The sequence below is a fragment of the Cedecea sp. genome (assembly GCF_036500665.1).
GTDB lineage: Bacteria > Pseudomonadota > Gammaproteobacteria > Enterobacterales > Enterobacteriaceae > Cedecea.
The window spans coordinates 129,780-143,065 of sequence record NZ_DASYBS010000042.1 but is presented as its reverse complement, the minus strand read 5'-3'; the positions used below and the strand labels follow the sequence as shown (position 1 = coordinate 143,065).

Here is a 13,286-nt window from a genome sequence, read left to right as displayed (position 1 = left end):
CGCCCCTTAATTTTTCCAGGGGCGTTTTTCATGGCTCAATCTACTGCCGTTTATCTTCCGCAACCTTTCCTCGACGCTATTCGCGATGCGCTTCCCGCAGACCAGACGCTGGAAAGCTTTATCGAATACTGCCAGCTGCCGCTGCGCCGCAGCCTGCGCGTCAACACGCTGAAGATCTCCGTGGCCGAGTTTCTCACGCTCGTCGCCCCTTATCACTGGCGCCTGACGCCGGTGCCGTGGTGTGAAGAAGGTTTCTGGATTGAGCGAGATGATGAAGATACCCTGCCGCTGGGCAGTACGGCCGAGCACCTGAGCGGCCTGTTCTACATTCAGGAAGCCAGCTCGATGCTGCCCGTGGCCGCCCTGTTTGCCGACGGCAATGCGCCGCAGCGTGTGATGGACGTCGCCGCCGCCCCAGGCTCTAAAACGACCCAGATAGCCGCTCGTATGGGTAATACTGGCGCAATTCTGGCGAACGAATACTCTGCCAGCCGGGTGAAAGTCCTGCACGCAAACATCAGCCGTTGCGGTATCTGCAACGTGGCACTTACCCATTTTGACGGCCGCGTATTTGGTGCCGCCTTGCCAGAATCCTTCGACGCCATTCTGCTGGATGCGCCCTGCTCGGGCGAAGGCGTGCTGCGTAAAGATCCGGACGCCCTGCGCAACTGGTCACCTGAAAGCACGGCTGAGATAGCCAATACCCAACGTGAACTGATCGAAAGCGCTTTTCACGCTCTGCGCCCAGGCGGCACCCTGGTCTACTCAACCTGCACGCTTAATCGCCAGGAAAATCAGGAAATCTGCCAGTGGCTGCTGGATACCTGGCCGGACGCGGTAGAAATTGCGCCTCTCGACGAGCTTTTCCCTGAAGCAGCTCGCGCGCTGACGCCGGAAGGTTTCCTGCACGTCTTTCCGCAGATTTACGACTGTGAAGGCTTTTTCGTCGCACGTTTACGCAAAACGGCCTCCATCGAGCCGCTTCCAGCTCCCGGCTATAAAGTGGGAAAATTCCCCTTCGTGCCTATGAAGGGAAAATCGGCGGCAGAAGTCACCGCCGCCGCGGAAAAATCGGGTCTTACCTGGGGCGATGAACTCCGTCTGTGGCAGCGTGATAAAGAAATCTGGCTGTTCCCGACCGAAATAGAACCCCTTATCGGCAAAGTTCGTTTCTCCCGTATTGGCCTGAAGCTTGCCGAACAGCACAACAAAGGCTTCCGCTGGCAGCATGAAGCCGTGGTCGCGTTGGTAAAAAGTGACAACTCGCTTTGTTTCCCGCTGAGCGAAGCAGAGGCCGAAGAGTGGTACCGTGGGCGGGATATCTACCCAGAAGTGACACCGTCACGTGATGAGGTTGTTGTCACTTTTCAGAGTCAGCCGCTTGGTCTGGCGCGTAAAGTGGGCTCACGCCTGAAGAACAGCTATCCGAGAGAGCTGGTCCGTGACGGCAAGCTTTTCGCCGCACCGCAGGCTGGGTAAAGAAATAAGCACGTTTTAAGTTGGCAATTTGTGCTGCCTTGACTACGCTGAAAATGGAGTGACTTACTGGTCATACCACCTGCTGCAGCTAACAAGGAGCCAAAGATGACAAAAACCAACGTCCGGATCGGCATCTTCGAAATTGACGATGCCGAATTACACGGTGAACAACAGGGGGATCGAACGTTAAGCATCCCCTGCAAGTCCGACCCAGACCTGTGCATGCAGCTTGATGCCTGGGATGACGAAACCTCGATTCCCGCCGTGCTGGACGGCGAACACTCCGTGCTTTACCTACAACATTACGACCAGCACCGTGATGCCTGGGTGATGCGCCTTGCATAACTCAAGATGAACCCGTCCACGAGACGGGTTACATAGATGACAAACAGCCGAAAAACGTGGTTTTCAGCTGTTTGGAGTAAACCAGAGAATATTATTCATTGTTATTGTTGGATCAAAGTTCAGGATTTTTAAATCAAGGAACTTGTCAGTATTCTCTCCCGTCCACGAGACGGGTTATTTATTTCCCCCACTCCCTTTTGCTCCACTACACTTAAACCAAACGAAGCGGTTCTGAGGCGCTAATGTTTGCTTTGGTTTTATTTGTTTGTTACCTGGACGGCGGCTGCGACGATTTGGTGCTTGAGGTGTTTACCAGCAAGCACCGGTGCCTGAGCGCAATGAGTGAGCAGCGCATGCGCCACGGCGGGTGTTATCCGGTAGAAGATTTTATCGACGGGTTCTGGCTACCTGCCCGGCAGTACAGCGACTTCTGAGCAGGATGCCTTAAAGCTAGCGGTTACGCGGGCGTACCAGCATTCTTACCTGCTTGCCGTGGTATTCGACATAGTGACGGAAAGCAAAACCAAAGCGCTCTGCCAGTCCAATAGAGCGCTGGTTATCGTCGTCGATAATGCAGCACACCGGCCCATCGAAGTTTTCATCCGCCCAGCCTATAACCGCATTGAGCGCTTCAGCCGCATACCCTTTACCGTGTACAGCCGGAATCAGCGACCAACCTGCCTCAGGGTACTCCAGCGCTGGCGTGAGGCTGCGTTTAGCGTCCTGGAAACCGAACGAACCGACAAATCGCTCGCTCTGTTTCTCAAATAAAGCCCAGTAGCCATAGCCCAGCGCCTGCCAGTGACCGATGTAGCGCATCAGCCGTCCCCAACTCATCTCGCCGTCCTGCGGCTTCCCGCCGCCGATAAATTTGACCATTTCCGGATCGGCCCAGCAGGCGACCAGCGCATCGTAGTCGTTCAGCGTGAAGTGGCGCAGAACGAGACGTTCCGTTTCAAGGCGTGGTGCTTCAGTAACCATCTTAACTCCGCTCAGTTTTACTCTTGTAACCGTTGTTTTAGGCCGGATTTGCAGGCGTAGATAATAGCGCACAGCAGCAGGCTAAACAGCATGGTTCCCAAAAAGACGCCGGCCCCCGTCAGGGTCAGCATTACGCCGCCAATCAGTGGCCCCAGGGCAACGCCCAGCGTGGTCAGCGTAGAGGCCCCAAGATAAGCTCCCCGGTGCTCATCCGGCGCCAGCTGATCCAGCAGAATATTCAGGTTTGGCATCAAAATCGCCTCACCGATGCTGAAAATAATCGTGACGCTCACCCAGAGCAACGCATCCGGCGTCCGCACGGACCAGAACAGAAGCTGTGAAATCGCAAAAATAGCGCCACCCAGCAAAATACGGTTAGGCAGGCTAACCTGCGACAGAAAACGAACCAGGAACAGCTGGGCTATCAATACCGTACAGGCGTTCGACACCAGAATCAGCGTAATCAGTTTCACCGCGGCTTCGGCGTTCAGCGTCAGTAAATAAAGCGGGACCACGGACTCATAATGAACAAAGACGACTGCGCATAATGTGCTGCATAACATCGCCGCTACAAACAGTTTATCGCGCGCGATAATCAGCATAACGTCGCGCAATCTCACTGCGGATTTATGTTCGCTTCCATTTGCCACCAACTTCCCGGCAGGAATAAACAGTAAGGTATAAACCAGCAACGGCAAATAACTGATGGCGGTTATCACGAACGTCCCCTTTTGCGACGTCAGCCCAAAAGCAATACCGACCACCGGCCCGGTAACCGCTGCGACGTTCACCAGATAGTAACGAATTTGCAGCGCCAGGGCGCGGCGACGGCGGTCACCCAGTAAGTCGCTCATCAGGGCACGCGTTGGCGGCTCAACCCACGCAAAACAGACGCCAACGATCATTAGCCCAATGATAAACAACGTCATTCCTGTCGCCAGCCCGAGTAGCGCATATCCCACGAAAGACAGAGCACAGCCCAGGGCTAATACGCCACGGCGGCCTAATTTATCCGACAGCTGCCCGCCATACATCCCCAGCACTACGGCTAAAAGCGCGCTGCTGGTCATCGCCACCCCAACGGAGATCGGCGAGAGATGGTAATTACGGGTCATGATCACCGTCATAAACGGCCAGGCCATAAAGTAGCTGAAGCGGATGACCAGGGTGAAAAACAGTAGCGCAATTACCGTCGCCGGGAAGGTTTTGACCGTCGGCCAAAAACCGCGCGCAGCGTCCTCACGGACGGCATCGTTTGTCGTCATAAAGTGTCCTGTTATTTATCGTTATAGTGGAGGCGGGGCCGCTTAATATCACTAAGCGGTTAAATAGTAATAAGTTATTCCGTTATGGCTGGCAATGGAAATGTTGCGAAAATGTTTATTTCCCCAGCTTGTAATTTAAACCGTCAGTCAGACAGATAAAAGTAGTGGGAAATTGTGACCGCGCGCTCAAAAAGCGGCATTTCATGCTGAGAGATATGGGGAGTAGCCGGCAGCCGAACGCTGCCGGAAAAAAGACTAAAGTTTGCCGCTCAGGCGTTGATGGAAATCCGCGCTGTGGGTATCCAGGCCAACAATCTCAACGTCTGCCTGGTAGCGCTGATAGCGCGTTTCAATGGCGTCCAGTACGGCAACGGTGGAGGCGTCCCAAATTTGCGCATAGGTGAGATCGATAATCACCCGCGGCGGATCGTCGGCATAATGAAAATGCTCCACCAGATCGTTGCTGCTGGCAAAGAATAACGGACCACGCACCGCATAAGTCACAGTGCGACCATCCGCCGAAAGCTGACGCTCAGCACGTACAACGTGGGCAATACGGCGAGCAAACAGCATCATCGCGAAAATAACGCCGCCCAGCACGCCAAGCGCCAGGTTATCGGTATAGACCGTTACGGCAACGGTAACGAGCATCACTAACGTTTCCGGAAGCGGCATCCGGCGCAGCGTGCGGGGCGAGATGCTGTGCCAATTCAGCGTTTTCACCGCCACAATCATCATGATCCCGGCGAGCACCACCATTGGGATTTTGGCCATCACCTCGCTCAACGCGGTCACCAATAGCAATAACACCAGAGCAGCCGCCACCGTCGAAAGCCGCGTACGCCCTCTTCCCAGCTCGACGTTGACGATGGTTTGCCCGATCATCGCGCAGCCGGCGATACCGCCATAAAAACCGGCGAAGATATTGGAAACGCCAAGCCCCCAGCATTCACGGCGTTTGCTGGATGGCGTATCGGTCAGGTCATCCACCAGCTTTGCGGTCAACAGCGATTCCATTAGCCCGACAAAAGCAATGCTCAGGGCGCAGGGCCAGATAATGCGCAGCGTCTCAAGGTTCAGCGGCACCTGCAGCGCCGTTAATCCCGGCAACCCTGCCTTCATTGGCCCGCTGTCGCCGACCGTAGGCAGCGTCCAGCCCATTGCAGCACTCAGGCCGGTCACCAGCACGATAGCCACCAGCGGTGAAGGTACTGATTTCAACACCCTCGGCAGCAGCAGTACGACGCCAAGCGTCACGGCAAACAGCCCCCAAACCCGCGGTGATTGCCCCCAGACATGAGGCACCTGAGCGAAGAAAATAAGTATGCCCAGGGCGTTAACAAACCCGGTCATCACTGAAAGCGGTATGTAACGCATCATGCGCGCCAGCCCGGTCACGCCGAACAGGATCTGGATCCCCCCGGCCAGTACCACCGCGGGCAGGATATAGCCGATGCCGTACTGGTGGACCATCGGCCCAATCACCAACGCCACCGATCCGGCTGCGGCGGTAACCATTGCGGGACGGCCGCCCAAAATCGACATGGCAAAGCAAAGCACGATAGAGGCTATCAGGCTGACTTTCGGATCGACGCCGGCAATCAGGGAAAAGGAAATAACTTCGGGGATCAGCGCCAGCGCGGTCACAACCCCGGCAAGCACTTCTCGCTGGATAAGCCGGGGGGAACGGAGCACGGCGCGCAGGCTATTCTCGTGAGCATGTTGAGCGGCAAGCTCGGTTTGATTTGTCATAGTGGGATGCAGGCTTATTGTCATGGGTGCTGCGTCTCTCAGGGAACGCAGTCAGCAAGGCCGGAATTGTAGCGTTGTCGCAGGTGTGATGCGAATTTTTGTGATCTGTATCACCAGCTACGGTGAGATGTCCGCGCGACACCGCATGTTTGCGCAACAAATAATTAACAATTTCCGCAAAAAACGCTGGACGGCAAGCCATCAAGGTGTGATATGGTTTTAGCGCACTGGTAGAGCCAAAGCGTTATGGGAAACGCTTCACGCCCAGGCGGGCTCGCCGGTTCCCGTGCAAAAAAAAGACCGAACACGATTCCTGTATTCGGTCCAGGGAAATGGCTCTTGGGAGAGAGCCGTGCGCTAAAAGTTGGCATTAATGCAGGCTAAGTCGCCCTGCCTCTTAAGAATAGATTACCGACGCAGGTTTTCCAGTCCGCAGCAAAAGTGGTCAGAAAAAAGCCGCGTTTCAGGTGACTTTTTATGCAAAAACAGCAATATCCTGTTGAGGCTATTGCTGTTTTTTTATGGCAAAAAATTGTGTAGCTTTTACTCATCGCACAGTTTTTGCGCACGCTCAATGAAAGGTTCGAGGCTCATCTTCTGCCCCGGATGCTGCGGGTCGTCGACCTGAATCACGCTAATTGGCTGCCCGCTTGTCTTGCCGCTCTTCACCTGCTGCTCGGCAATAGCATTTAGCGGATACTGCATCAGCGTACTTGGGTTAATGGCGAATAACGCATCGCCTGCACGGCAGCTCAACATCACCTCTTCGCGGTTGAACGCCCATTTGTCTTTACCCACCTCAAAGCGACTGACGGTAATAATTTGCGGGGCAGCAAGTGCAGAGCCAGCACAGGCCAGCAGCAGTAAAGTCAAAATACTCTTTTTCATGAGTCTCTCATATAACCAGTTTGTTGCCGTCAGAACGGCTCCCAGGTGGCGAATGTACTGACAAGCAGCAGTACCGCTACCGATAAAATCACTTCCAGCCAGGTGAACTGAATAAAGCGCCGCTGCGCCCCGGCCTCTGCAGAATCAAAACGTGGCACCAGCAAATAACGATTAACCAGCGCCAAAACCACCATGACAAGCACCAGCGCGACTTTCAGCACCAGCAAACGGAAATAGCCGCTTTCCAGCGGCAGAGACCAGCCGAGGATCAACAGGCTGTTGACAACGCCGGTCACCAGCACCGCAGCCACGGCAAGGTGCCCATAGCGCGAGAAACGCATCATCGCCGTAATCGCCGGACCACGCCAGCGCGGCTTATGCGCCATATGCATACAAACCAGGAGCGGCAGCAGGCCGCCAACCCACCAGGCTGCGCTCAACAGGTGAATGGCATGGTTAATACGCTGGAATGTGCCGAGCGCACCGTCATGCATCGCGGCGTGCCCTACTCCGGCGAGAACAATCAGCTGAGCTGCAGCAAAGAGCATCAGTAATCCCTGCATCGCGCGTGGCCCAATAAGCACCACCGCCAGCGTCACCACGGCCAGCAACAGCTGCCATATCCAGACGGATCCAAAGCGTGTGGACAGTACAGCCTGCCATACGTCCGGGGAAATCACGTCGCGCCAGCCGTCGCCCATTAGCCCGGCCTGGGCCATAAACAGCAGGCAAGCGCTGACCAGCGATAGCCAAACGGCAGGCCGCCACTGCGCGCGGAGTCGACGAACCAGAACGGGTTTAAAACGTTGCGGCGCCAGCAGCGAACAGCAGATCGCGCTGCCAAGCAGCACCATCAATGCGGTGAAATGGACAAAACGCAGCGCGATGTAAAACGCCGACAGCACGGCGCTTACTTCACGGAGAAGTGATAGTTACCCTTGGTTTTGTGCCCGTCTACCGACACGACATGCCAGTCAACAGAATAGTCACCCGGCTTTAAGGCCTCTTCTACCGGCACAATCAGCTGTTTGTTGTCGGCACCGGCAACCTTCACTTTCCCGGTCTTCACCGCTGATTTCTGCGGCCCCGTGACGGTCACGCCGCTGAAGCCAGGCTCAACGCCTTCGGAGAAGCTCAGGGTCAGCGCCTGCGGGGAAGCGGTCACGGCAGAATCTGCCGCCGGGGACTGCTGCTTCAGGTGGGCGTGAGCGAAAACGGCTGGAGAAACGGCCATAGCAGCGACAAATGCTGCCACGGTTGCGATGCGGGAAGAGATGAACGCCATATTAACTATTCCTTTTTGTTATGTGCTAAGGCGGAAAGGATAACCCCGCTCCGGTATCAAGTCGAGACGGGATAAGCTATTGTTGCTTGTCATCCGCCCCGCAAAACAGTAACGTCTGCGCTGACTTTGCAGGAGGATATGATGAGCTACAATCTCGCCGATTTACCCCAAGAAGAAATGGACAAAATTAACGTCGATCTCGCTGCTGCCGGGGTTGCGTTTAAAGAGCGCTATAACATGCCCATCGTGGCCGAAGTGGTGGAACGGGAACAGCCGGAGCACCTTCGTGGCTGGTTTCGTGAAAGACTCATCGCCTATCGCCTGGCCTCGGTAAATCTCTCGCGTCTGCCGTACGAACCGAAGCAAAAATAAAAAATTAAGAATTTTCACACTATTGCAAAAGTGATGCTACTCTCTTCCTTGTTCAGTTGACCACAAGCTTTGGCTCATCCGTAACGATCGCAGGATGCAATCGTTGGATGAATGGATTAAGGAAGAACATATGCCACGCTGGAATGTTGCCGCTGCGCAATACGGTGTCGTTTCCGGTGATTACCGGGCTAACATCGCTCATCATCTTGATTTCATATATTGTGCTGCCGTAGAAGAAATCGATCTTCTGGTTTTCCCCGAGCTCTCATTAAGCGGTTTACGCCCTGATGCCAACCCCCCAGCGTTCACCGATATGCTGTTCGATCCCCTGCGAGATGCCGCTAACCGCTATCATATGACCGTGATAGTGGGCCTGCCGCTGGGTGGAGAGGAACGCTGCGTGACGGGTATGGTTGGCTTTCTGCCGGATGGGTCGCGTATCGCTTGCTGTAAACGTCCCCCGGAGGATAATCCCATTGACGCTCAGCCCCCCGTCACCCCGCTTTTAGGACAACGCTCTCGTAATATCGCCCTCGCCGTCAGTGCCTGGAGTCACGATGAGGCCTGGCCAAGGAGCGCGGCGGAAATTGGCGCCGACCTCTATGCCACAGGCGCGGCCATGACTGAACTAAGTTATCAGCAGGATGAAATGTACATGCAACGTTGGGCACATAAGTACGGGTTAACCATTTTGCAGGCCAACCACGCCTGGTCAGGCACGGAACCGCGTTCCGCTGGCCGCAGCGCCTGCTGGGATAATCTCGGCCAGCTGGTTGTCAGAGCCGATCAGGGTGAACTACTGGCGATTGGTCGTCGGGACGAGAGAGGTTGGCACGGCGAGGTCATTCCTTTACGCTAGTCGCCTGAAGTCTGTTAACGGAGCCCAAAATGCTGCGCATTATTGATACGGAAACCTGTGGATTGCAGGGTGGCGTGGTGGAAGTGGCGTCGGTCGATATCCTCGACGGCCAGATTGTGAACCCGATGAGCGATCTTGTTCGCCCTGACCGCCCGATTAGCCATCAGGCGATGGCCATCCATAAAATTACCGAAGAAATGGTGGCCGATAAACCCTGGATTGAAGACGTGATCCCTCGTTATCACGGGAGCCGTTATTATGTTGCGCACAACGCAAGCTTTGACAGCCGCATGCTGCCAGAAATGCAGGGTGACTGGATTTGTACCGTGAAGCTGGCGCGCCGCCTGTGGCCGGGCATCAAATACAGCAACATGGGTTTGTATAAGTCACTGAAGCTGCACGTGGACACGCCCGCCGGACTTCATCATCACCGCGCCTTGTTCGACTGCTATATCACCGCGGCCCTGCTGTTGAGAATTATGGACGTGTCGGGCTGGACCCCGGAGGAGATGGTCACGATCACCGGCCGTCCTGCGCTGGTGACCACGATGATGTTTGGTAAATACCGGGGCAAGCCTATCGCGGAAATCGCCGAGGACGATCCGGGTTATCTACGCTGGATGCTCAACAACATCAAGGAGCTAACGCCGGACCTTCGTATGACCTTAAAGCATTATCTGGCGGCCAACGCGGCAGATTAATGTACTCGCCCTGGCAACGTTCCCTGCGCCAGGGCTATCAGGAATGCAAACTCAAGCGCCACGCCTTCATAAGCCTTGAATCGCCCCGATTTCCCTCCATGCCCCGAATCCATATCGGTACACAGCAACAGCAGAGAGTCATCTCGTTTATAGTCGCGCAATTTGGCTACCCATTTCGCAGGCTCCCAGTACTGCACCTGTGAATCATGCAGGCCGGTAGTGACCAGTAGATGGGGATAGGCTTGCTCGTGAACCTGGTCGTAAGGACTGTATTGCTTCATGTAGTAATAATACTCTTCGTCCTGAGGATTGCCCCACTCTTCAAATTCACCGGTTGTCAGCGGGATCGACTCATCCAGCATAGTCGTCACGACATCAACAAACGGCACCTGAGCCACCACGCCATGGAATAACTCAGGGCGCAGATTGATTGCCGCCCCCATCAACATTCCGCCCGCACTTCCCCCCATACCATAAAGTAATTTCGGGTCGCCATATCCCTGCTTAAGCAGCTCGTCGCAGACGTCCAGATAGTCGTTAAAGGTATTCATTTTTTTCAGGTACTTACCGTCTTCGTACCATTGCTGCCCCAGCTCTCCGCCGCCGCGCACGTGGGCAATGGCATACACAAACCCTCGATCCAGCAGGCTAAGACGGCTGCTGCTGAAATCCGCATCCATGCTGCTACCATATGAACCATAGCCATAGACCAGCAGCGGACTTTTCCCCCGGCGGAAATGCTTGCGGTGGTAAACCAGCGAAACCGGCACCTGCACACCATCCCGCGCCGTAATCCAGAGATGTTCGCTGCGGTAGTTGCTGGCGTCAAAACCGGCCACCCCGGTTTGCTTGATAACCTTGCGTTCACCGGTATCCATATCCAGCTCAAAAAGCGTATCCGGCGTGGTCATTGAGGAGTAGCCATAGCGCAGATGAGAAGTCTCAGGCTCGGGATTGTAGCCAAGCCAGGTGACATAAGCCGGGTCATCAAAAGCAATGCCGGTGGACTCGTGCGTATGGCGATTAATCTGGCGCAGGCTGGTTAACCCCTGCTGCCTCTCTTCAATCACCAGCCAGTCGCGAAACAGCGTGAAGTCCTCGAGCATGACCTGCTCCCGCGCAGCAATCAGCGTTTCCCACTGTTTCTCATCGCGAACCGTACTGCGGAACAAACCAAAATTTTTGCCGTCTTTGTTAGAGCGAATGTAGAATCCGTGCTGGTAATGATCGAGCGTGTATTCATGATCTTTACGCCGAGGCACAAATACCTGTGGCTCGGCATCTGCAAGCTCCGCATCTAACAGCAAAGCTTCAGTGGTGGTCGCGCTGGCGAGATGGATAACAATAAAATGCTGTGAGGTCGTTTTATGTACGCTGACATAGAAAGCGTCATCTTTCTCCTCATATACCAGCCGATCCCTCGTAACCGGGTGGCCAAGCGTATGGCGCCAGACCTGATAAGGCAGCAGGGTTTTAGGGTGTTTCCGAACGTAGTAAAGCGTTGCGGAGTCATTTGCCCAAACAAAACTACTTGAGACATTATCCAGCAACTCCGGATACCAGTTCCCGGTGGTTAAATTACGCAGGCGAATACCGAACTGACGGCGAGAGAGATAATCCTCCGCCAGCGCCATAACGGCGTTATCCGGCGAGACAGATAACCCGCCCATGGTATAGAACTCGCTGTGGGCGGCACGTTTGTTAGCATCCAGCAAAACCTCCCAGGCGTCCCACTCCTCCTGAATGACCGATTGCCGCTGGTAAACGGCGTATTCATCGCCTTTCTCATAGACCTGACGGTAGCGAAAGCCATTCTTAACATAGGGCGCGGAAACATCATGAGGCGGAATACGGGCGATCATCTCTTTTAGCAGTTGGTCCTGCAAAGCACGTTGGCTCTCCATGATCCTTTTACCGTAGTCATTTTCCTGGTGAAGGTATTCCAGTACGTCAGGATCGGCGCGTTCGTCATCTCGCAGCCAGTAGTAGTTGTCCGTGCGGGTATCGCCATGAAGCGTCATAGCGTGGGGGATCTTTTTGGCTTTTGGCGGCATCACTTTCTTCATTTTCCGTTTAACACCCTGTAAGGGTGGCAAATTCAGCCAAGCTTGCAAGCGGAACGTGAAGGATAAAAAGAAAATGCCGGGAGATCCCCGGCATAGTAGCGGTACAGGATGATTAAACCGGGAGCGATTGTTTTTGCTGTTGAATATCCTGCTCGATGCCGACTCTCACATCCTGTGGAATGTTCAGCGCATCGCCAAGAGCGCTCAGGTAGCTGCGTTCCATGAAGTGATCGATATCGATAGCGGTACAGCTTAGGTAATAAAGCTCCAGCGCTTCTTCCTCATTTTTTACATCCTGCGCAAGCAGTTGAGGATCCAGGGGCCTATCGATCGCCCGCTCAATTAGCGCTTTACCTTCGCCCTCGATGCCCACTTCACGCAACTGCTGTTCGATAAACTGACGTTCTTTGGCATCAATATGACCGTCGCTTTTGGCGGCAAATACCAGCGCGGTAATCAATCGCTCGGTACGAACATCTACCGACGAGTGTTGCTGACCGTAGCCCGAAGCGGCTGGCTGGCTCTGGCGAACCCGGTCTTTGTATTTGTTCCAAAGCACACTACCGGCGACGGCCCCGCCGCCAACCAATAAGGCGCTGGTGCCGTATTTTGTTAACAGTTTGCGCGAGGATTTGCTTGCCAGCAGTAACCCGGCTAATCCGCCCAGCGCTCCCGGCACCAGAAGTTTGCTAAGCCCTTCCGGGCCAGTACCGGCCGCCGGCTGCGAAGATTGTGGGGAGGAGGTAGATTGCCCCAGTAACGACTGAAGCTGCTGTAACCAGTTATTCATGACGACCACCTTTTATTGGCTTAACGCGTCGAGAGTAGGCCACGGGACGTCAAGAAATGTCGGACGGCGCTAAAGATGGGAAAAGAATCGCGCCGGTAGCCCGGCGCAGGCAGCGCGGTTATGCCGCTTTAGTACGTTTACGCCCGGGATGTTCGCTTACGTTGTCTTCCGCCACAGCCGTTTGCTCAGCCACAGGGGCCTCTGTTTGTGGCTCAGATTCGGTCAACTCCGGCGCCGGCAATTTGCCATTTTTCAGGACGCCCGCCAGCAGATCCTTGTTTTCAGCCATCCACATCGCCAGGGTATCGCTCTGCCCTTCATCAAGCGCTAGCGGGCTTTGCTGCAGCCATTCGCCAAGCACTTCAGCCAGATCCAGCATTTTGTCGTAAGCGTCAGCGTCCTTTTTACTGGCAAAGGCCATTTTTTCTTGTCCCTCTCTCACTACAACATATTTAATCTCGACCGCCATTTTGCAGCTCCGTTTACCTGTTTATTTATCCAGT

General features: G+C 54.7%; 15 protein-coding genes. 6 read left to right on the top strand and 9 right to left on the bottom strand.

Annotated elements, in window-relative coordinates; genetic code table 11:
• Positions 1 to 30: 30 nt before the first annotated feature.
• The 3 genes from rsmF (at position 31) to VGM55_RS07285 (ending at position 2,258) form a co-directional block, all read left to right on the top strand.
• Positions 31 to 1,479: a 16S rRNA (cytosine(1407)-C(5))-methyltransferase RsmF gene (gene rsmF / locus VGM55_RS07295; protein WP_331635098.1), complete on the top strand. Its 1,449-nt coding sequence runs from the start codon at positions 31 to 33 to the stop codon at positions 1,477 to 1,479.
• A 105-nt stretch (positions 1,480 to 1,584) separates the two neighbouring features.
• Positions 1,585 to 1,824: a YebV family protein gene (locus tag VGM55_RS07290; protein WP_038482028.1), complete on the top strand. Its 240-nt coding sequence runs from the start codon at positions 1,585 to 1,587 to the stop codon at positions 1,822 to 1,824.
• Between the two features lie 242 nt (positions 1,825 to 2,066).
• Positions 2,067 to 2,258 (top strand): YebW family protein, encoded by a 192-nt coding sequence (locus VGM55_RS07285; RefSeq protein WP_154186675.1) that lies wholly within the window; start codon positions 2,067 to 2,069, stop codon positions 2,256 to 2,258.
• A gap of 16 nt (positions 2,259 to 2,274) precedes the next feature.
• Here VGM55_RS07285 and VGM55_RS07280 read toward each other — a convergent pair whose 3' ends face one another.
• The 6 genes from VGM55_RS07280 to yobA all read right to left on the bottom strand — a co-directional run bounded on the left by VGM55_RS07280 (position 2,275) and on the right by yobA (position 7,995).
• On the bottom strand, positions 2,275 to 2,805 hold the full coding sequence (locus tag VGM55_RS07280; RefSeq protein WP_154186673.1) for a GNAT family N-acetyltransferase: 531 nt from the start codon (positions 2,803 to 2,805) through the stop codon (positions 2,275 to 2,277).
• A gap of 17 nt (positions 2,806 to 2,822) precedes the next feature.
• Positions 2,823 to 4,070 (bottom strand): MFS transporter, encoded by a 1,248-nt coding sequence (locus tag VGM55_RS07275; RefSeq protein WP_154186671.1) that lies wholly within the window; start codon positions 4,068 to 4,070, stop codon positions 2,823 to 2,825.
• Positions 4,071 to 4,325: 255 nt separating this feature from the next.
• On the bottom strand, positions 4,326 to 5,822 hold the full coding sequence (locus VGM55_RS07270; RefSeq protein WP_154186669.1) for a SulP family inorganic anion transporter: 1,497 nt from the start codon (positions 5,820 to 5,822) through the stop codon (positions 4,326 to 4,328).
• A 543-nt stretch (positions 5,823 to 6,365) separates the two neighbouring features.
• Positions 6,366 to 6,710 (bottom strand): YebY family protein, encoded by a 345-nt coding sequence (locus tag VGM55_RS07265; RefSeq protein WP_154186667.1) that lies wholly within the window; start codon positions 6,708 to 6,710, stop codon positions 6,366 to 6,368.
• 29 nt (positions 6,711 to 6,739) lie between these two features.
• The gene (copD, locus tag VGM55_RS07260) at positions 6,740 to 7,615 is read right to left on the bottom strand and encodes a copper homeostasis membrane protein CopD (protein ID WP_331635097.1); all 876 of its coding nucleotides are present in this window, start codon (positions 7,613 to 7,615) and stop codon (positions 6,740 to 6,742) included.
• A 5-nt stretch (positions 7,616 to 7,620) separates the two neighbouring features.
• The gene (yobA, locus tag VGM55_RS07255) at positions 7,621 to 7,995 is read right to left on the bottom strand and encodes a CopC domain-containing protein YobA (protein ID WP_331635096.1); all 375 of its coding nucleotides are present in this window, start codon (positions 7,993 to 7,995) and stop codon (positions 7,621 to 7,623) included.
• A gap of 141 nt (positions 7,996 to 8,136) precedes the next feature.
• Between yobA and VGM55_RS07250 the strand changes: the two genes are divergently transcribed.
• The 3 genes from VGM55_RS07250 to exoX all read left to right on the top strand — a co-directional run bounded on the left by VGM55_RS07250 (position 8,137) and on the right by exoX (position 9,927).
• Positions 8,137 to 8,367 carry a DNA polymerase III subunit theta gene (locus VGM55_RS07250; protein WP_154186920.1) on the top strand — a complete coding sequence of 77 codons (231 nt, stop codon included), beginning with the start codon at positions 8,137 to 8,139 and terminating at the stop codon, positions 8,365 to 8,367.
• Between the two features lie 130 nt (positions 8,368 to 8,497).
• Positions 8,498 to 9,226 carry a carbon-nitrogen hydrolase family protein gene (locus VGM55_RS07245; protein WP_154186663.1) on the top strand — a complete coding sequence of 243 codons (729 nt, stop codon included), beginning with the start codon at positions 8,498 to 8,500 and terminating at the stop codon, positions 9,224 to 9,226.
• Positions 9,227 to 9,255: 29 nt separating this feature from the next.
• On the top strand, positions 9,256 to 9,927 hold the full coding sequence (gene exoX, locus VGM55_RS07240; protein ID WP_038481862.1) for an exodeoxyribonuclease X: 672 nt from the start codon (positions 9,256 to 9,258) through the stop codon (positions 9,925 to 9,927).
• Here the strand turns inward: exoX and ptrB are convergent.
• The 3 genes from ptrB to VGM55_RS07225 form a co-directional block, all read right to left on the bottom strand.
• Positions 9,924 to 11,981: an oligopeptidase B gene (gene ptrB, locus VGM55_RS07235; protein ID WP_331635121.1), complete on the bottom strand. Its 2,058-nt coding sequence runs from the start codon at positions 11,979 to 11,981 to the stop codon at positions 9,924 to 9,926. The genes exoX and ptrB overlap by 4 nt on opposite strands.
• 124 nt (positions 11,982 to 12,105) lie before the next feature.
• Positions 12,106 to 12,783 carry a tellurite resistance TerB family protein gene (locus tag VGM55_RS07230; protein ID WP_154186661.1) on the bottom strand — a complete coding sequence of 226 codons (678 nt, stop codon included), beginning with the start codon at positions 12,781 to 12,783 and terminating at the stop codon, positions 12,106 to 12,108.
• 118 nt (positions 12,784 to 12,901) lie between these two features.
• The gene (locus VGM55_RS07225; protein ID WP_154186659.1) at positions 12,902 to 13,252 is read right to left on the bottom strand and encodes a YebG family protein; all 351 of its coding nucleotides are present in this window, start codon (positions 13,250 to 13,252) and stop codon (positions 12,902 to 12,904) included.
• Between the last annotated feature and the right edge of the window lie 34 nt (positions 13,253 to 13,286).

Excerpts from the sequence above, each read along its gene's own strand:
- rsmF (WP_331635098.1), top strand. The coding sequence starts at position 31 with ATGGCTCAATCTACTGCCGTTTATCTTCCGCAACCTTTCCTCGACGCT.
- VGM55_RS07290 (WP_038482028.1), top strand. The coding sequence starts at position 1,585 with ATGACAAAAACCAACGTCCGGATCGGCATCTTCGAAATTGACGATGCC.
- VGM55_RS07285 (WP_154186675.1), top strand. The coding sequence starts at position 2,067 with ATGTTTGCTTTGGTTTTATTTGTTTGTTACCTGGACGGCGGCTGCGAC.
- VGM55_RS07280 (WP_154186673.1), bottom strand. The coding sequence starts at position 2,805 with ATGGTTACTGAAGCACCACGCCTTGAAACGGAACGTCTCGTTCTGCGC.
- VGM55_RS07275 (WP_154186671.1), bottom strand. The coding sequence starts at position 4,070 with ATGACGACAAACGATGCCGTCCGTGAGGACGCTGCGCGCGGTTTTTGG.
- VGM55_RS07270 (WP_154186669.1), bottom strand. The coding sequence starts at position 5,822 with ATGACAAATCAAACCGAGCTTGCCGCTCAACATGCTCACGAGAATAGC.
- VGM55_RS07265 (WP_154186667.1), bottom strand. The coding sequence starts at position 6,710 with ATGAAAAAGAGTATTTTGACTTTACTGCTGCTGGCCTGTGCTGGCTCT.
- yobA (WP_331635096.1), bottom strand. The coding sequence starts at position 7,995 with ATGGCGTTCATCTCTTCCCGCATCGCAACCGTGGCAGCATTTGTCGCT.
- VGM55_RS07250 (WP_154186920.1), top strand. The coding sequence starts at position 8,137 with ATGAGCTACAATCTCGCCGATTTACCCCAAGAAGAAATGGACAAAATT.
- VGM55_RS07245 (WP_154186663.1), top strand. The coding sequence starts at position 8,498 with ATGCCACGCTGGAATGTTGCCGCTGCGCAATACGGTGTCGTTTCCGGT.
- exoX (WP_038481862.1), top strand. The coding sequence starts at position 9,256 with ATGCTGCGCATTATTGATACGGAAACCTGTGGATTGCAGGGTGGCGTG.
- ptrB (WP_331635121.1), bottom strand. The coding sequence starts at position 11,981 with ATGCCGCCAAAAGCCAAAAAGATCCCCCACGCTATGACGCTTCATGGC.
- VGM55_RS07230 (WP_154186661.1), bottom strand. The coding sequence starts at position 12,783 with ATGAATAACTGGTTACAGCAGCTTCAGTCGTTACTGGGGCAATCTACC.
- VGM55_RS07225 (WP_154186659.1), bottom strand. The coding sequence starts at position 13,252 with ATGGCGGTCGAGATTAAATATGTTGTAGTGAGAGAGGGACAAGAAAAA.